Genomic DNA, 16,114 nt, shown 5'->3' on the forward strand with positions numbered 1-16,114 from the left:
GTAGATATGATTTGAATGATAGAGGAGACATGAGATTCAAGACAGTACGAAGACAACAAGAATATGTGAAGGAGATCCGCGATGCTATACCATTTTAGTGAAGATTCAACCATTTCCACATTTATACCGCGTCCAGCAAAACAATCGCATATTCCGCCGGCAGTATGGGCGATAAATGAGGAGAATGCGGTTCATTATTATTTGCCCCGAGATTGTCCAAGGGTCATTTATGCAAAATCGGATATGATGAGTACGGAAGATGAAGCGAGATTCTTTGGTCACACAGTGGCAAACAAAATAATAGTGGTTGAGAATGACTGGCTCGAGCAGATAAGCAATACAACGATCTATAAATATACGTTTGAAGATTCCACTTTTCAGTTACTAGATGCGAATGCTGGATACTATATTTCGCAACAAACGGTGAAGCCCATTCAGATCGAGCCGATGACCAATCTCATTAAGCACATCGTGCGAACTGGGGTAGAATTGCGGTTTACACCGAATTTGCATCCCATTTACAATGCAGTGCTTGCGTCTACGGTGGATGCTTTTTCGATTATTCGATTTCAACATGCGAAGCCATTAGCCGCTGAATAACGTACAGGATATGCTCCTGATACATAAGGCTATGTTATGATGGGGGGCGGTCAGATGAAATGGTTGTTGCGCACGCTGCCAGCCTTACTACATGTTGTCGCAAGTCTTCAATACATCAGATTTATGGTTGGAGCTGACGAGAATTCGCTCAGTTCCGTACTTATGTATGGATTTATTATATTAACGGCAATCACAGCGTCAGTTACCATGCTCGTGTCAAAGGGACAATGGAGGCAGTTTCTAATCTCATCAGTTGCTTATATCGTTTGGATTATCGTATGGATGGTTGGACTCCAACCGATTATCAATCTTAACGTTGTGAATGCCCCTGAAGATGATCCGGCAATAGGCATGCTGATACTTTTTGTCGGGTTGCCGCTGTCGCTTATCAGCCTTGTTTTTGGAACGATAACTGGAATCATGCTCGTGCAGCTTCGAACGCAAATCAGGTTGTTTCGACAGTAGATGACAGCCCAAACTATCTTTTCCACTATTACAAAACATCAGGAGAGACATCATATGCTAATCTACAATATCTGTTATATTCAACGCGGGAACGAGGTACTGCTGCTTAATCGGGAGAAACCGAGCTGGATGGGGTGCTGGAATGGCATCGGCGGCAAGCTGGAAGCAGGGGAGTCTCCTCGTGAATCGATGGAACGTGAATTGAAAGAAGAAACGGGAATAACGCCCACGGATTTGACATTCAAGGGCATCGTCAGTTGGAGGGTGGACGGGACGAGGTTTGGCGGCATGTATTTGTACGCAGCAAGTGTGGAGAAGAGCTTTACATACAATACGCCGATTAAGACAGACGAGGGCATCTTGGATTGGAAACGAGTAGATTGGATTATGGATGTTCATAATCAAGGAGTCGCCTCTAATATGTCCCAAGTTCTTCAAGGCATGAGAAGCGATATGTACTGCTACGATTATCACTGCATATTTGAAAAAGGGAAGCTGCTGGACATTACTGCAACACAGATAGATTCCACGTTGGAACGGGATGAGGTACAGCGGGAGGCGTATTTGCAGAAATATGCTGTTATGGTCCATTCCTCATAATCAATAATTGAAATGTGAAACGTTAATACCTAACTGCTAAACACGGGGGCGTTACGAGATTATAAAGCCAAAGGGCACTGCATTTAGGGTGTCATTGGCTATTTTTTTTATCTCAAGAATCGGTCTTACGAACTTGTTCCATGCAGTCGAGTTTTTTTAAAAGATGCCGTTCATGATGCTTGGTATGTGTATGACAGCAGTCGAGAATATTAGTAGAAGGGGATAAATGCTAAAAGGAGATGAACTTGCGTGAACGCATCAAATATCAATCCGTTTCTGATGTTTTTCGGCAATGCTGAAGAGGCAATCAAGCGCTATACTTCCGTATTTCAACCTTCTGAGGTGATAAGCATTGTGCGACATGGAGATGCAATGCCAAAACTGGACGAAGGAGATAAGGATAAGGTGCTGCACGCCGTGTTCTCGTTGAAAGGACAGGTGTTCATGTGCATTGATAACTTGGACAAGCAGCATCGCCATGAGTTTACGCCGGCTATATCCTTGTTCGTGACATGCGATTCGGAAGAAGAAATTGATCGAGTATTTCGGGAGCTGTCTGAGGAAGGACAAGTGCTGATGCCGCTTGAAGCCTCGTCTTGGAGCGCCAAATTTGCTTGGGTACAGGACAAGTTCGGTGTATCGTGGCAATTGAATCTGGCGAATACATAATTTGCATTTGCATGAGAAAGGAAGAGGAGCGGGATCTTTAATGGTCAGTAATTGACCTTAAGGAGAGCCGCTCCTTTTCGCTTCGTAGGGGATCTTGGTTCAGGCTATCCTTTGTTGAACTGAATAGTGCTCACTATCTCTATGAGCTGACGCAGCCCAAGCTCGATGCGATCCTCAGGCACATTCGTCACATTGATTTTCAACAAATTGCTAGCCGGGAACGAAGCTAAGTAATGCTTGTCGATCGATTCGAGATGAATCGATTTCTTTTGTGCATCAGAAATAAGCCGCTGCACAGGCAGTCTGTCATGCAGTTCCAGATGGGTATGCACCGTTAGATGGGATGAAGCGCTTGGGATTGCGAAATGTTCATGCTGCTGAAGGGAGATATCTCGCAATACTGCCTGCATGAGCTGCGACCTTCTGGCATACGAGGTGCGTATTTTCTCGCGATGATGCTCGAACATGCCGCTCTTCAAGTAGATTTCGAGCGCTCCCTGCGATAGCATGGAACTGTCAATATCCTGTGTTCGTTTATACCGATTGAACGTCTGGATTAGTGCATCTGGAATCACAGCCACCCCAATGCGGAGCCCTGGAAAAATAATCTTCGAGTAGCTCTTCAAGTAAATGACATGCCCAGATTGATCGTACGCATATAGTGGATCGGACTTCGGATTGTGTTCCAAATCGGCCAAATAATCATCCTCGACGATATAGACGTCGTATTTGTGTGCGAGGGCAGCGATTCGCTTCCTTTCTTCGGTACGGTAGGAAGAGCCAAGCGGATTATGGAATCTTGGTATCGTATAAAAAAACTTAATGTCCTCCGTACGGAATATTCGTTCTAGCTCGTCCATATCGATGCCTTGCTCCGTTCGGCGAATGCCCATTACAGGAAGTTGATGCGTTTGCAGATGTTCAACCAGCAGATGATAACAAGGCTGTTCAATAAGAATCATCCTATTTTGGTTCGGAAAAGGCATGGTACAAAGTATGGAGAGGGCTTGCTGCACCCCTGATACAATGAAGATGTTGGACAGCTGTGTAAACACCTGATAATTGGCGAGATGCCGCTGCATGAGTGCAAGCAGCGATGGCAGCCCTTGAGAGGTCCCATAGATGAATAGATCATTTTTGTAGGTATCGATCGCTTTGTTGATACAGTGCTGGAAATCCAAGTATGGGAACACGCCAGGGTCAGGCGCGGCGGAGACAAAATCGATAATTTCCTGCTTCTTGAAATCTGCTTGATTTCGTGCCCGAACAACGTAATAGCCGCTCTTCGCCACCGAATAGATGAGATGTCTTTCTTCCAAATCATGCAGTGCCCGAATGATCGTGCTCTTGTTGACCCCATATTGAATGGCAAGCTCGCGAATGGAAGGAAGTTTATCCCCGTCGTTCAAGGTGTGCTTCTCCAGATTGCGCTCTAAATTCTGAATGACCTGCTCGAATTTATACATCGATCTCCATTCACCTCGAATCTGTACCGGTACAGATGCTAATTTTCTTGATTGTAGCATAGTGCTGCAGCAATTAACATGGTTGTAGGGCCTTCAGTAATCAATTGCTTGCAAGCAAGGAAGAGAGGAATCGATCATGAATCATTCAGCTGTAAAAAAAGCGTATATCGCCGCCATCCTAAATACACTGATTATTGGATTTTCCTTTGTTTTTGTAAAAATAGCGCTGCAAAGCGTAAACTCGCTAGACATGCTTGCCTATCGATTTACGGCATCCTTTGCGGCTATCATGATCTTGATTCTGTTCGGAAGAGTAAAGCTGAACCTACGATGGAAGGATGTTGCGACGATTGTCCCGCTGGCGGTTCTCTACCCCGGATTGTTTTTTGCCTTTCAAACATTCGGTCTCGTCACCGTATCTGCTTCGGAGGCTGGGATTATTCAGGCGGCTGTACCGATATTCACGATGATATTCGCATCGTATTGGCTGAAGGAACATTCCACATGGCAGCAAAAAATTGCTCTGCTTCTGTCGGTCTCAGGACTTATTTATATCTTTGCGATGAAAGGCGTTAACGTTGGAAATACAAGTTTATTAGGCATCTTGCTCGTCTTCCTGTCTGTGCTCTCCTTAGCGGGATACAACGTTGCTGCACGCAAGAGAACACGCAAATATGGAGTGATGGATGTAACCTTTATTATGACCTGCTTCGGATTCGTGCTCTTTAATGCGATGGCGATCTTCCAGCATATTGCGGAAGGAACGACATGGAATGTGATGCAGCCGCTATTCGATCCGATGTTCGTAGTCTCCATTCTCTACTTGGGCGTGTTATCTTCTCTGATGACCGCATACTTGACGAACTATGCATTATCGAAGCTGGAGGCTGTGAAGGTAAGCGTATTTACGCAATTAGGGACGGTTGTGACGATGGGAGCAGGTGTCATGATCTTGAACGAAAGCTTGCAGTACTATCATATCGTTGGCGCTGGGCTCATCATAATCGGCGTGTTGGGCGTCAATATCCCGCTTCGTCAACGTCAACGTACAAGCAACATGAAGAAGCAGGCGTGAGATAGTGAATTTGTGAAGTGTGTAAGAAAAGCCAAAAGCACCGAACCTCGGTGCTTTTTTTTACCTGCTATAGATAGTGAAGTTGACTCCGTATATCGGCAAATTAGCTTTTGCGGCGACACGCTGTGAAGAGAAGTTGTCACAGAACGTGCTGTATAACGGGATGGCTCCGATCCTGCGGACCGCTTGAGCCCAGCTTGCAACTACGTGAGCTGCGTACCCTCTACCACGAAAGTCGTGAAGCGTTTCTAGCCCAGCCTCATGGGCATGACAAGAAATACGAACACTCCGGCATAGCGATACAATCTGCTCATGGTGAACGATTGCGACGCAAGGCTGTGCATACTCGATTTCTGAGGCCAGCCACTCGAATCCGCTGTAATCCCATTTTGTTATATTTTCTTGCGTGATCGTTACTGGCTTCTCCGAACTCGCATCCGCCAAGCTGGTATCAGGTACATAGTAACAAGGCCCCATTGTGAATTGTTCAGCATGCAGGAGGCTCATATAGGATTCATAGTGCTTCGGTGTTGCATGAATATCACGAATTGCGGGTTCAACCTTAATTAATGACTTCAGTTGTTCGACTACCGAGCTTGGAACATCATGGCGAAATCTACATATCGTCTTGCCATCCATGGTTCGTCCTAAGAAAAAGCGAGGAGCTGGACGCTCACCAGGCCACGGCTCGTTAATCGATCGAAGCCGCATCTTGTCATCATGCGTAAACAGGGCTTCAGCGTGCATGTTCATAAGCTTATTAGAAGATAGCAGACTTGCTTCTGGATTTTCTTTTTCCGTTTGAATGAGTAGCACCCCCAAGTTGTTTTAGGTTTGCACCGTACCCTAATTCTTCATTTACGTGTACCTCTGGTTCCTGTTGCAGTGATTCTAAGGAAAAGTCTTGCGTTATGCTAATGCAGTATGCAGCCATCGCAGTGTTGCACCCTAGTGTGATGTTTCCAAAGAGTGGATACGGCACTCTGTATACAGGTGGTCGAAGTAAAGAATACCTTGTAATGAAAATTACCTTGATGGATTAGGTCTTGATTGTTATGATAGCAAAAATAAATGGTAGGAAATAGCTAATAATTTTTTCAAGAGAGGACGGTGCAATTGATGCCATATTTACATGGAAACCGCATCACATTACGCGAATATCGCAGAGAAGATTTGGGATGGATTCGGAAATGGGCAAATGATGAGGAGATAACGAATACACTGAGTGATATTTTTTTGTATCCGCATGCGGAACAAGATACGGAAGCCTTTCTAGAAATGATGATTGACAGTTCGTCTAAATCGAAAGGCTTCGTCATCGCTGATCGGCAATCGTTGGATTATATCGGTCAAATTGATTTGCATCAGATTGACTGGAAAAATCGCTCCGCCGTACTTGGCATCGTGATCGGCCGCAAAGATATGCTTGGTGCCGGTTATGGCAGGGAAGCGATTAGACTGATGCAGAAGTTTGTATTCCACTCCTTGAATTTGAACCGGCTGGAGCTGGAGGTGTATGCATTCAATGAGCGGGCGCATCGTTGTTATATCAGCTGTGGCTTCAAGGAGGAAGGGAGACTCCGCCAGAAGATGTTTAAGGACGGAAAGTACTCGGATGTTATCGTGATGAGCGTGTTAAAGGACGAATATGAGCAGATGCAACTTGATGGGAAATGACCTAACAGCTGAAAGGTGATGCATAATGGCAATGATCCCGCGATGGGAGCCTGAACAGCAGCGCTATGCGTTATCGGAACAGGTATACCTGCTGAAGGCGGATAAGATCGAATGGGGAATATACTGCTCTGTGTATTATAGTGCAGAATATAACGGTTTTTTCAAGGATCAAGGATATGAATATGAAGGATGGCGAGATCCCTTCTGGATTTATGAAGGCGAAGCTCGCATCGGCGGGGTAGTGATAGCGCCCAATGTCATGTATACGCTGTTCTTCATCCCGCCATTCAGAGATGAACGGCGCATCGTGCTATTATTGAAGGAAGCGCTAATCAGCTGGTCTGATCTACGCAAGGATATTATTATATTCGAGGTACTGCCAGATCAGGTTGAGCTGCTAGGTAGAGCTGGCTTCTGGCCATCAGCATTCAGATGCCGCTGGATGCAGCGGCCAACCGAAGCTTTTGTAGTCAAGTGGGAAGATCACTTTGTTGTGGAGACGCCAGAAATGATCCAGCAGGATGGCATCAATCAACTGCGGAACGAGAATGACATTGCGAAGCTCTTATATCGAAGTTTTGCCGGTGCAGGTTCGATAGATGCCATTCGCAGACAGCAGACGGATATGCAATTCTATCAAGAGGATATCCGCGAATATGTGTCTTACACGAATGACTTGGTAAGGAACGCCTCGACGATCGTTGTCGATAGTCATACGAATGAAGTGGTAGGCGCATGTCTCGTGTCCATGCAAGGAAGTTACCCAGCTATTTATAATATTGCCGTGCATCCTTCCTATTCGGGGCAGGGGATTGCCACAAGAATGCTTCAAACGGCATTATCTAATTTGAAAGGGCACTATCCTGTTCTAAGACTGTATGTGATGCAGGGGAATACAGCGGAATCGGTATACTACAATCTTGGTTTTATGCCTGGGCCAATAGAGGTTCAGCGCATGTATATTCCAGCACAAACTGATCGATTAGATAGCAATCGTACATAACTGTCAGCAACTCCTAACAGGGTAGGAGAATCGCTAGATTCGCCTCCTGTGCATTTTGCATGATCACACATTTCCGGGATGAACGATGAATACTAACAAAGGTATACCCACATTGCTTTTACCGTAAACGAACATGATATTGATGAGATAAAGACGAAGCTTCAACAATACGGTGCCCGAATACTGCCTGGAAGAGAGCGTGATGAGCGGGACAAGCGGTCGATCTATTTCACAGACCCAGACGGACACCGATTTGAATTCCACTCCGGTCAATTGGCGGATCGCTTGGACTATTACAAGGATACGATGCCACATATGACTTTTTTGGAATGAATGAATCCATATTCAACTAATACTATTTAGAGATAATGTATAAATCATCTTTTTGAACAGCACTTTGCTAGCTTCTGGGGGTAAGTTTGTGTTGCAGGATTTCGACCCTGTTTCGACGAAGCTTATTACATCAGCAGGGACAACTGCAAACATTCGCAAGCGTAAGGTGACAGGAGATTATTTCGATTGCTCGCTAAAAGAGAAGGATGTCGCCATGTCATAAAGGAAATAAGCGCTGCATCAAGACTAGTCAGAAGAGGTAATGATCATTTATCTGATTAGATAGGGAGTGTTTTTCCGATGCGAACGTTGAAGAGCTTTACGAAGATGTTGTTCGAATTGATCTTAGGATTGTACTATGGTATGTTTCGCCGTGGAGAGCACTATGACAAAGAAACACAGCATTTACGTGGTGTCCGCTATGGAGCTTTCGTAGTTGGCCTAATGATTGCACTGGTTATCGTGGCCATGATTTTGTATCCGAGCAGTTTGTAACATACAAGGGAGCGTACAGCATTGGTGAATATACAACCGGAGATTGAGGCTATTCTGAATCGATATATCAAGCTAATTGATGAATATAAGCAGGATTGGCTGGAGGGATTGTATCTCTATGGCTCAATTGCGTTAGGGGATTATTCGTTATCATTAAGCGATATTGACTTCATTGCGATCACTCGTGAACGACTGAATGCAGATGAGATCAGACAAATGGCTATTATTCATGCGAAAGTAAGGCGGTTTGCTCCAAAGCCTAATATGAACGGGATCTACTTGACTTGGGAGGATATAGGCAAGTTGCCTCATGAAATTGCGTCGTTTCCCTATTATTGTGATGGGAAGATGAACCGAGCAGGTTATTTCGAGCTCAATCCTGTGACCTGGTATGAAATGAAGCATCACGGCCTAGCAATCGTTGGGCCGCCTGTGGCTGAATTGGATATTCCCTTAGATATGAACTTGTTCTTGTCTGATATGCATGAGAATTTGAACACCTATTGGGCGAATTGGATGCAGAGATCAACACCGTTCTTGTCTATTCATTCCTTCCTGCTGCTCAATCGTGCTCAAGTTGCATGGGGTGTACTTGGTGTAACCAGACAATGGTATACGTTCCGTGAAAGAGCGATTGTGAGTAAGGCTGGAGCGGGGGAATATGCATTGCGCATAGTTCCTGTGCGGTGGCATAAGATTCTGCAAGAATCGATCAACGAAAGACGAGGCATCGGGGAGTCACTCTATGCTTCGAAGTGGGAGAGGAAGCGGGATGCCTTGGCGTATATGACTTATTTGCTGAATGAGTGCAACCATTTGTTCGATAATGAGCCTAGCAGCGTAAATTGATTGGTAACGCAATTATAATATCGATGTATTTCTGAAGATTCGGGGTCACGGGGAAGTGAACTCGAGTCTTTTTTATTTTTCTCTATGATAATCATTATCAATACTATATAATGACATAGATTGTTGATTATGATTATACTGACATAGAGAAATGAGGGAATCGATTGCTGCGAAGGTTTTTCTCCTATTATCGTCCTTACATGGGGCTGTTCTTCTTAGACTTTACCTGTGCGGTATTCGTCGCATTACTTGAGCTCGGGTTCCCGCTGGCAGTGAACCAGGTTGTGGACAAGCTGCTGCCAACGGGGAACTGGACGTGGATCGTATGGGCTTGCATTGGCCTGCTCGTGATCTATTTGATTAATATGGTGCTGCATTTTGTCGTCACGTACTGGGGGCATATGCTCGGCATTAACATTGAGACAGATATGCGCAAGAAAATGTTCGAGCACCTGCAGAAGCTGTCATTTCGTTTCTTCGATAACAATAAGACAGGGCAGCTGATGTCCCGCATGTCAAATGACCTCCTTGAAATCGGAGAGGTAGCCCACCATGGGCCGGAAGATTTATTCATTGCGGTGATGACACTGCTCGGCGCATTTGGTCTTATGCTAGGGTTGAACTGGAAGCTGGCCGTGTTGACGTTCGTCGTTGTTCCGTTACTATGTTCCATCACGATCTATTTCAATAAGAAGATGATGGGGACATTTCGGAGAATGATGACAGACCTTGCTGATTTCAATGCTCGCGTAGAAGACAGCATTGGCGGCATCCGCGTTGTTCAAGCCTTTGCTAACGAGGCACATGAGAAGGAGTTGTTCGCAGAGAACAACGGCCGCTTCCGCAAGACGAAGCTGTTATCTTATCGCATCATGGCGTGGAATACGTCAATCAGTTATATTTTGATGCGTATTGTAACCGTATTTGTACTGCTGTGCGGTACATGGTTTGTCATTCAGAAGGAATTATCTTACGGAGAGTTTTTGGCGTTTATTTTGCTGACGAACGTATTCCTCGGCCCGATCCAGAAGATTAATACCGTGATCGAGAGTTATCCGAAAGGAATCGCTGGATTCAAGCGCTATGTAGAGATTATCGACACCGAGCCTGACGTGAAGGATAAGCCGGATGCAGTGGATGTGGGCATGCTGCGCGGCAATATTCGGTTCCAAGATGTTACGTTCGGTTACGAACAGGATCGTCCTGTTCTGCGCGGCATTAACGTTGCCATCAACGCCGGCGAGACGGTTGCCTTCGTAGGGCCGTCGGGCTCTGGCAAGACGACGCTCTGCAGTTTACTGCCGAGATTCTACGATGTGCTTGAAGGCAGTATTACGGTAGACGGCATTGATATTCGCGATTTGAAGCTGCAATCGCTGCGCAAGCAGATTGGCATCGTGCAGCAGGACGTCTTCTTGTTCGCTGGAACCATTCGTGAGAATATCTCATATGGGCGTCTTGGAGCCTCCGATAAGGATATTTGGGAAGCAGCACGGCGCGCGCGACTGGATGACTTCATTCGTGATCAGCCGGACGGCATGAACACAGTAATTGGCGAGCGTGGGGTGAAGCTGTCGGGAGGTCAGAAGCAGCGCCTTGCCATTGCGCGTATGTTCTTGAAGAATCCGCCAATCCTTATCTTGGACGAAGCAACATCTGCACTTGATACGGAGACGGAAGCAGCTATCCAGCAGTCTCTAGCGGAATTGTCGGAGGGACGGACAACGCTAGTTATCGCTCATCGCTTGGCAACGATTAAGAATGCCGATCGTATCGTAGTTGTAACCGATAAGGGAATTGTAGAACAGGGTGGTCATGACGAACTGCTTGCAGAAGGCGGCGTGTATAGCCGACTGCACAAGGCGCAATTCAGAGAATAGCATCTAATTTTATGTGCTGACCAGCATTGCTGATCATACTTGTATATTTGTATGATAAAATGAATTAGATTTTGAAGCCTGATTCACGCATGAATGCGTTTCGAATCAGGCTTTTTGTTTTGTTCGATTAGGGTACTTGGACCACTTCCAGCAGGTGGTTGTGTGAGGGTAATTTGCAATGATAATAATAGTACCTTGACTGTCACAGTACTTTGATCTATATTGTTATTGAGGAGGTGATCCTTGCATGAATGCGAAGCTGTCTTCCGATTTGCTGCGCGGCCATACGGATACAATTATTTTGAAGCTGCTGATGAGCGGAGATAAATACGGTTATGAAATATGCAAGCTGGTGCACAGTGGATCAGACGGGCAATACGAGCTGAAGGAAGCCACAATGTATTCCAGTCTGAAGCGGCTGGAGTCAGAAGGAAACATTACTTCCTATTGGGGCGACGAGACGCATGGCGGTAGACGGAAGTATTATCGCATTACGGACAAAGGGCGCGTCACGTATGCAGACAATAAGCAGAATTGGGAATATGCGAAGAAAATATTAGATATTTTGATATAAGAAAGGTGGAATATGCGATGAATGAGCGACTAAGACGATACTTGGACAGCGTCTTTTCCCCATATGAAGATTTGAAGCAGATCCAGGAACTGAAGGAAGAACTGCTGTATGATTTACAGGAGAAGCTGAGCGATTTGAAGAAGGAGGGTTATGATGATGAGGCAGCTTATCTTCTAACGATTGAATCGATTGGTGAGATTTCTGAACTCATTGAGAGTATTAATTCGCAAACGGTTCAGCTGCAGCAGAAGGTGGGGATGGACTTTTCGAAAAGCAATTTGGAAAACTCTGATTTCAAATCGACTTCTGTTCATGATGGACAGTTCAATTACAGCAATTTGAAAGGATCGGATTTCAGCTATTCTGATTTAACGAACAGTTCTTTCAAGTGCAGCAGCTTGGATCAGGTCAACTTTACAGGGGCAAATTTGTCAGGTGCGCAAATTGTGAAGTCAAGCGCGAGAAAAGCGATTTTCACAGATTGTATCTTCGAGAATACCACGTTCAAGTCCTCTGATTTCTCTGGCGTCAGCTTCGACAACTTAACATTCAATGGGGTTGTGTTTGATTATGCTGGATTGCGAAAGACAACATTCCGCAATGCGGTATTCAACAATGTGTCCTTTAAGACAGATGTGAAGAAGACGATTTTCGACGGGGCGACGATGGATAAGCTGACTTATGCGCTGCTGAAGAGCTATAAGGCTGATTTGTCCAATGTAACGGTGCGCTAAGAAGCTTGGTGCGTCTGCATAAAGGATGAAGTATTCATAATGTGAACTTACCTGCGGGCCATTAGGCAGCGGGTAAGTTTTTGTTATATTATGGAGGTTTTAGAGCCGTACACCTTATCGGTACGCTGCCCTCTCCTTCTTCAGCTTGAAGGCGATCCCTATGAACAATTACTTCGAATCGATTGTGATTAACTTCATAGACAATCATGCTGCTGATTGCTAGAAATGATACATATGTAACATTTGGCAAAGATAATAGGGGGGCAAGTCACAGCATGAGTGGAAAATCAGTTGCACCAGTCAGTCAAGATTATATCATCGAGCAGGTCAAAGAGAAGTATAGCTGTACCGTCTTGAAATGCGAAGGACGTCCTGTGCTTGAATTCAAATCCGAACAGGAACTTCATGAAATTACGGATTATGTGCAGCACAACTTCGAAATGGAATTAATGGATGTATTTTTTACGGCCATTGAGAGTTTGCAGCCAGAAGAGTAGGAAGCTCATATGGGGAGGATTATCTACCAACCCTCCCATGTTGTATAAGGCTAAGAAATGCGATTTTGCAGCATGTTACAGTGGAGTGGAAAGACCGCGAAAAGACACCAATTGATGCCAAAATGAATTTTTTTGTGATAAATGACCGGGTAGCAATGTGTTTTGGTGTACAATAAGATATATTACGTCATTACGCAGCTATTGAGGTGTAGAAATATGATTATTTTGAAAAGTCAGCAAGAAATCGATGCAATGCGCGAATCGGGGAGACTGCTTGCGCAGGTGCATCAAGAGCTCGCAGGTATGATTAAGCCTGGCGTGACCACACATGAGATCGATCAGTTCGTGGAGCGCTATTTGCATAAGCATGGTGCAACGCCTGAACAGAAGGGATATCACGGCTTTCCGTTTGCGACATGCGCATCTGTGAATGATGTGATCTGTCACGGGTTCCCGAACAAAGAGCCATTGAAGGATGGCGATATCGTAACCATTGATATGGTCGTAAATTTGAATGGCGCTCTGTCTGATTCAGCGTGGAGCTACCGTGTCGGTGAAGTATCGGAGCAGGCAGACAAATTGCTCACCGTTACGGAGAAATGCTTGTATCTCGGCATCGAGCAGGCGGTTTCAGGCAATCGACTCGGAGATGTCGGACATGCGATTCAATCCTATGCAGAAGCGAATGGATTCTCGGTAGTAAGAGACTTCATCGGCCATGGTATAGGCAAGGATATGCATGAGGAGCCGCAAGTACCGCACTATGGTTCTCCAAATCGCGGCATTCGCTTGAAGGAAGGCATGGTCATTACGATCGAACCGATGCTGAATACGGGCCGCTACCATGTGAAGCTCGACAGCGACGGTTGGACTGCACGTACAGCTGACGGCGGTTTGTCGGCGCAATATGAGCATACGATTGCGATTACGAAGGATGGTCCAGTTATTTTGACAACCTTATAAGTGGAAATAGCTGCGAGCAGTTGTTACACGCGTCATGTATGTGAGTATGTGCAAGCGCCCTCTGGTGGAGATCATCCCATTTAGAGGGCGCTTTCTCTTTTTGTATCCCGTTTAATTTATATGTTGAAGGATTTGTCAGAGTGATTATAGAATGGATATATCTGTCTATCGCGAAAAGGGGGATCAATCATGATACATATACAGACAGTTGCACGAACTCAACTTGATGAGTTGGCAGAGCTATATACGGAGCTCGATGACAGTGAGACGAACATTGAAAGGCTAAGAGAAAGATTTACTGCGCTGCAATCGAACCCAGACTATACATTCATAGGTGCAGTAGATGATTCCGGCAAGCTTGTCGGCTCCGTAATGGGGATTCGCTGCTATGACTTAACAGGTCAATGTCGCCCGTTCATGGTGCTGGAAAATATGATCGTAAGCAAGAGCTATCATCGAAAAGGCATTGGACAACTCCTCGTAGATGCGATTGAGAAAATTGCCATAGAAAGCGACTGTCAGAGTGTCGTTCTTTTATCAAGTGCGTGGAGAACGGATGCGCATCAATTTTATGAGAAGCTTGGATTTACGAAGGATGCGGCATATGGCTTTATTAAGCCATTGAATTAAGCAATGACGCAAGAGAAGGAAGAGATCTTGCAATGACTTCGCAATTAAAGGGGGATGTCGATGAAATCGTATCGGACGAACAGCAGCGATGGCGTAGGCATACATGTTCTGGATACGTTGGATGAAGCAGATCCATCTATTACCCCATTGCTTATTTGCCCGGGATTGTCCGAGACCGCGGAGGAATTTGAAGCACTTATGGAATTCTTGCTTCCGCGAAGATGTGTGGCATTGTCATTCCGTGGACGAGGACATAGTGACACACCGCTCACTGGATATGGCTTGGAGGAGCATGTGGCCGATATCGAGAAGGTTGTACAGACCGCTGGATTGATTCAATATCACATGTACAGCCACTCAAGAGGAGTATCCTATGCGTTGGGGTATGCGAGAGCAGCAAAGCCGTATATACGCAGTCTGCTGCTTGATGATTATCCGCCTGAGCATCGTGCCATGAGCGAAGCGTGGGCCGAAGAATACTTACATGAATACATCATTCCGCACGAACGCTTACCGCACATTCGGCAGGAAGCGATTATCGGAATTCATCGTGATTCTGAATATGCTGCTCTTGAAATCATGCTTCCACAGCCTGTTCTAGTTATGCATGGTATGCTGGATGATTCAATGATTACGGAAGAAGATCTGAATCGTTACAAGTTGATGTGCGCGGATCTGACGGTGCGGCCCTTCGCTCACTCCGGGCATGGAATTAGGATGACGGAAGAACAAGGATTGTATGAGACGATTCGAGACTTTTTGAATCAGTGTGACAAGTAAGCAAGGGCAGGGCTCGGGAACTTTTACAACTTTTATAATCGGATCTGAGGTCGAGCTAAAAAGGTGAAAATTAAAGATGATGCAGGGAGAAGGAGTGCACTGTTCCTTCTCTTTTTCATATTGGGAAGAAGTCTACAATTGTTGGGAAGGTGGCTAATAAAGTTCACCGATTAGGCATAATTGAGGTGTTGATCTGCATAACAAATAAATGGTACAATATGGCATATATTATAAATCTCTGGTGGTGTACGGATGTCAAACTTTTGGAATGCGGTCATCTCCGGCTCCAAGCAGCAGAAGCTTATGCTTGGTGTTTTTGTATGCCTATTCGTCGTCACGCTCCTCGAACTTGAACTCATTGATATGATGACCATTCATTATCATTCAACGGGCAGAACATCAGGCAATGGCAACATAGGATTGATTGCAATCCTCCTATTTCTTCCGTTCTACCTCTTGTTGCTGTCCCTCATTGGTACTGCATCAGGATTCGTTTATATGAATCGGTTGAGTAATAAGAAGTCCAACAGCGGGTTTCTCATTTTCCTCATTGGAATATCGATTGGATTAGGATTGGTACAGCGCTTTGTGTTTATGAGAGAGGGCGTACCTGATGATGTTTCGGACAATTCCTTATTGGATTATTTGCTCACTCCGTATATGAATTCTGCTTTCTTCAATCTATTCACGTATTTATTAGGGATTATTTTCACGATTGTGTTCAGTTACTTCATTGCACTTCTCACTCATTCCCTCCGTAACAAGCAGGAAGTAGCGGAACATGGTTCTCAATAGAAGAATAAACTTGTCTTTGTTGCCCTATG

General features: G+C 45.2%; 20 protein-coding genes and 1 pseudogene. 19 read left to right on the plus strand and 2 right to left on the minus strand.

Translation table 11 applies throughout. The features are described 5' to 3' along the window. Nucleotides 1-81: 81 nt before the first annotated feature. The 4 genes from PBN151_RS16390 to PBN151_RS16405 all read left to right on the plus strand — a co-directional run bounded on the left by PBN151_RS16390 (nucleotide 82) and on the right by PBN151_RS16405 (nucleotide 2,334). On the plus strand, nucleotides 82-600 hold the full coding sequence (locus PBN151_RS16390) for a DUF6886 family protein (protein ID WP_072729855.1): 519 nt from the start codon (nucleotides 82-84) through the stop codon (nucleotides 598-600). A 54-nt stretch (nucleotides 601-654) separates the two neighbouring features. After that, entirely contained in the window at nucleotides 655-1,065 is a 411-nt protein-coding gene (locus PBN151_RS16395) for a hypothetical protein (protein WP_072729856.1), read from the plus strand. Nucleotides 1,066-1,119: 54 nt separating this feature from the next. After that, on the plus strand, nucleotides 1,120-1,665 hold the full coding sequence (locus tag PBN151_RS16400) for an NUDIX hydrolase (RefSeq protein ID WP_072729857.1): 546 nt from the start codon (nucleotides 1,120-1,122) through the stop codon (nucleotides 1,663-1,665). A 249-nt stretch (nucleotides 1,666-1,914) separates the two neighbouring features. Further along, nucleotides 1,915-2,334, plus strand: coding sequence for a VOC family protein (locus PBN151_RS16405; RefSeq protein WP_072729858.1), 420 nt, complete (start codon nucleotides 1,915-1,917; stop codon nucleotides 2,332-2,334). 104 nt (nucleotides 2,335-2,438) lie between these two features. On the opposite strand, the gene PBN151_RS16410 is transcribed toward PBN151_RS16405, so the two are convergent. Beyond that, nucleotides 2,439-3,800 carry an aminotransferase-like domain-containing protein gene (locus tag PBN151_RS16410; protein ID WP_072729859.1) on the minus strand — a complete coding sequence of 454 codons (1,362 nt, stop codon included), beginning with the start codon at nucleotides 3,798-3,800 and terminating at the stop codon, nucleotides 2,439-2,441. A 136-nt stretch (nucleotides 3,801-3,936) separates the two neighbouring features. Between PBN151_RS16410 and PBN151_RS16415 the strand changes: the two genes are divergently transcribed. Beyond that, nucleotides 3,937-4,875 (plus strand): DMT family transporter, encoded by a 939-nt coding sequence (locus PBN151_RS16415; protein WP_072729860.1) that lies wholly within the window; start codon nucleotides 3,937-3,939, stop codon nucleotides 4,873-4,875. Nucleotides 4,876-4,935: 60 nt separating this feature from the next. Here PBN151_RS16415 and aac(2')-IIb read toward each other — a convergent pair whose 3' ends face one another. After that, on the minus strand, nucleotides 4,936-5,691 hold the full coding sequence (gene aac(2')-IIb, locus PBN151_RS16420; protein WP_315746886.1) for a kasugamycin N-acetyltransferase AAC(2')-IIb: 756 nt from the start codon (nucleotides 5,689-5,691) through the stop codon (nucleotides 4,936-4,938). Nucleotides 5,692-5,994: 303 nt separating this feature from the next. Between aac(2')-IIb and PBN151_RS16425 the strand changes: the two genes are divergently transcribed. The 14 genes and pseudogenes from PBN151_RS16425 to PBN151_RS16485 all read left to right on the plus strand — a co-directional run bounded on the left by PBN151_RS16425 (nucleotide 5,995) and on the right by PBN151_RS16485 (nucleotide 16,085). Further along, nucleotides 5,995-6,552, plus strand: a complete 558-nt coding sequence (locus PBN151_RS16425; RefSeq protein ID WP_072729861.1) for a GNAT family N-acetyltransferase — start codon at nucleotides 5,995-5,997, stop codon at nucleotides 6,550-6,552. Nucleotides 6,553-6,583: 31 nt separating this feature from the next. Beyond that, nucleotides 6,584-7,555 carry a GNAT family N-acetyltransferase gene (locus PBN151_RS16430; protein WP_072730005.1) on the plus strand — a complete coding sequence of 324 codons (972 nt, stop codon included), beginning with the start codon at nucleotides 6,584-6,586 and terminating at the stop codon, nucleotides 7,553-7,555. Between the two features lie 96 nt (nucleotides 7,556-7,651). Then, nucleotides 7,652-7,888: pseudogene (locus PBN151_RS16435) on the plus strand (VOC family protein); the annotation flags it as partial. Nucleotides 7,889-7,976: 88 nt separating this feature from the next. After that, entirely contained in the window at nucleotides 7,977-8,111 is a 135-nt protein-coding gene (locus tag PBN151_RS32315) for a hypothetical protein (protein WP_265332109.1), read from the plus strand. Nucleotides 8,112-8,188: 77 nt separating this feature from the next. Beyond that, nucleotides 8,189-8,383 (plus strand): hypothetical protein, encoded by a 195-nt coding sequence (locus tag PBN151_RS16440; protein WP_072729862.1) that lies wholly within the window; start codon nucleotides 8,189-8,191, stop codon nucleotides 8,381-8,383. Between the two features lie 24 nt (nucleotides 8,384-8,407). Further along, entirely contained in the window at nucleotides 8,408-9,232 is an 825-nt protein-coding gene (locus tag PBN151_RS16445; protein ID WP_072730006.1) for a nucleotidyltransferase domain-containing protein, read from the plus strand. A gap of 164 nt (nucleotides 9,233-9,396) precedes the next feature. Further along, complete coding sequence (locus tag PBN151_RS16450; RefSeq protein ID WP_072729863.1) at nucleotides 9,397-11,112, plus strand: ABC transporter ATP-binding protein; 1,716 nt, start codon at nucleotides 9,397-9,399, stop codon at nucleotides 11,110-11,112. Nucleotides 11,113-11,359: 247 nt separating this feature from the next. Continuing rightward, nucleotides 11,360-11,686, plus strand: a complete 327-nt coding sequence (locus PBN151_RS16455) for a PadR family transcriptional regulator (RefSeq protein ID WP_044355744.1) — start codon at nucleotides 11,360-11,362, stop codon at nucleotides 11,684-11,686. Nucleotides 11,687-11,703: 17 nt separating this feature from the next. After that, nucleotides 11,704-12,420: a pentapeptide repeat-containing protein gene (locus tag PBN151_RS16460; RefSeq protein ID WP_021255091.1), complete on the plus strand. Its 717-nt coding sequence runs from the start codon at nucleotides 11,704-11,706 to the stop codon at nucleotides 12,418-12,420. A gap of 275 nt (nucleotides 12,421-12,695) precedes the next feature. Continuing rightward, on the plus strand, nucleotides 12,696-12,917 hold the full coding sequence (locus PBN151_RS16465) for a hypothetical protein (protein ID WP_044355742.1): 222 nt from the start codon (nucleotides 12,696-12,698) through the stop codon (nucleotides 12,915-12,917). 216 nt (nucleotides 12,918-13,133) lie between these two features. After that, on the plus strand, nucleotides 13,134-13,880 hold the full coding sequence (map, locus tag PBN151_RS16470; protein ID WP_072729864.1) for a type I methionyl aminopeptidase: 747 nt from the start codon (nucleotides 13,134-13,136) through the stop codon (nucleotides 13,878-13,880). A gap of 189 nt (nucleotides 13,881-14,069) precedes the next feature. Continuing rightward, complete coding sequence (locus tag PBN151_RS16475; RefSeq protein ID WP_028531536.1) at nucleotides 14,070-14,510, plus strand: GNAT family N-acetyltransferase; 441 nt, start codon at nucleotides 14,070-14,072, stop codon at nucleotides 14,508-14,510. A 60-nt stretch (nucleotides 14,511-14,570) separates the two neighbouring features. After that, nucleotides 14,571-15,290 carry an alpha/beta fold hydrolase gene (locus tag PBN151_RS16480; RefSeq protein WP_072729865.1) on the plus strand — a complete coding sequence of 240 codons (720 nt, stop codon included), beginning with the start codon at nucleotides 14,571-14,573 and terminating at the stop codon, nucleotides 15,288-15,290. A 252-nt stretch (nucleotides 15,291-15,542) separates the two neighbouring features. Continuing rightward, the gene (locus PBN151_RS16485; protein WP_072729866.1) at nucleotides 15,543-16,085 is read left to right on the plus strand and encodes a hypothetical protein; all 543 of its coding nucleotides are present in this window, start codon (nucleotides 15,543-15,545) and stop codon (nucleotides 16,083-16,085) included. Nucleotides 16,086-16,114 lie beyond the last annotated feature (29 nt).

The organism is Paenibacillus sp. NAIST15-1 (assembly GCF_001894745.1).
Classification (GTDB): Bacteria; Bacillota; Bacilli; order Paenibacillales; family Paenibacillaceae; genus Paenibacillus_B; species Paenibacillus_B suaedae.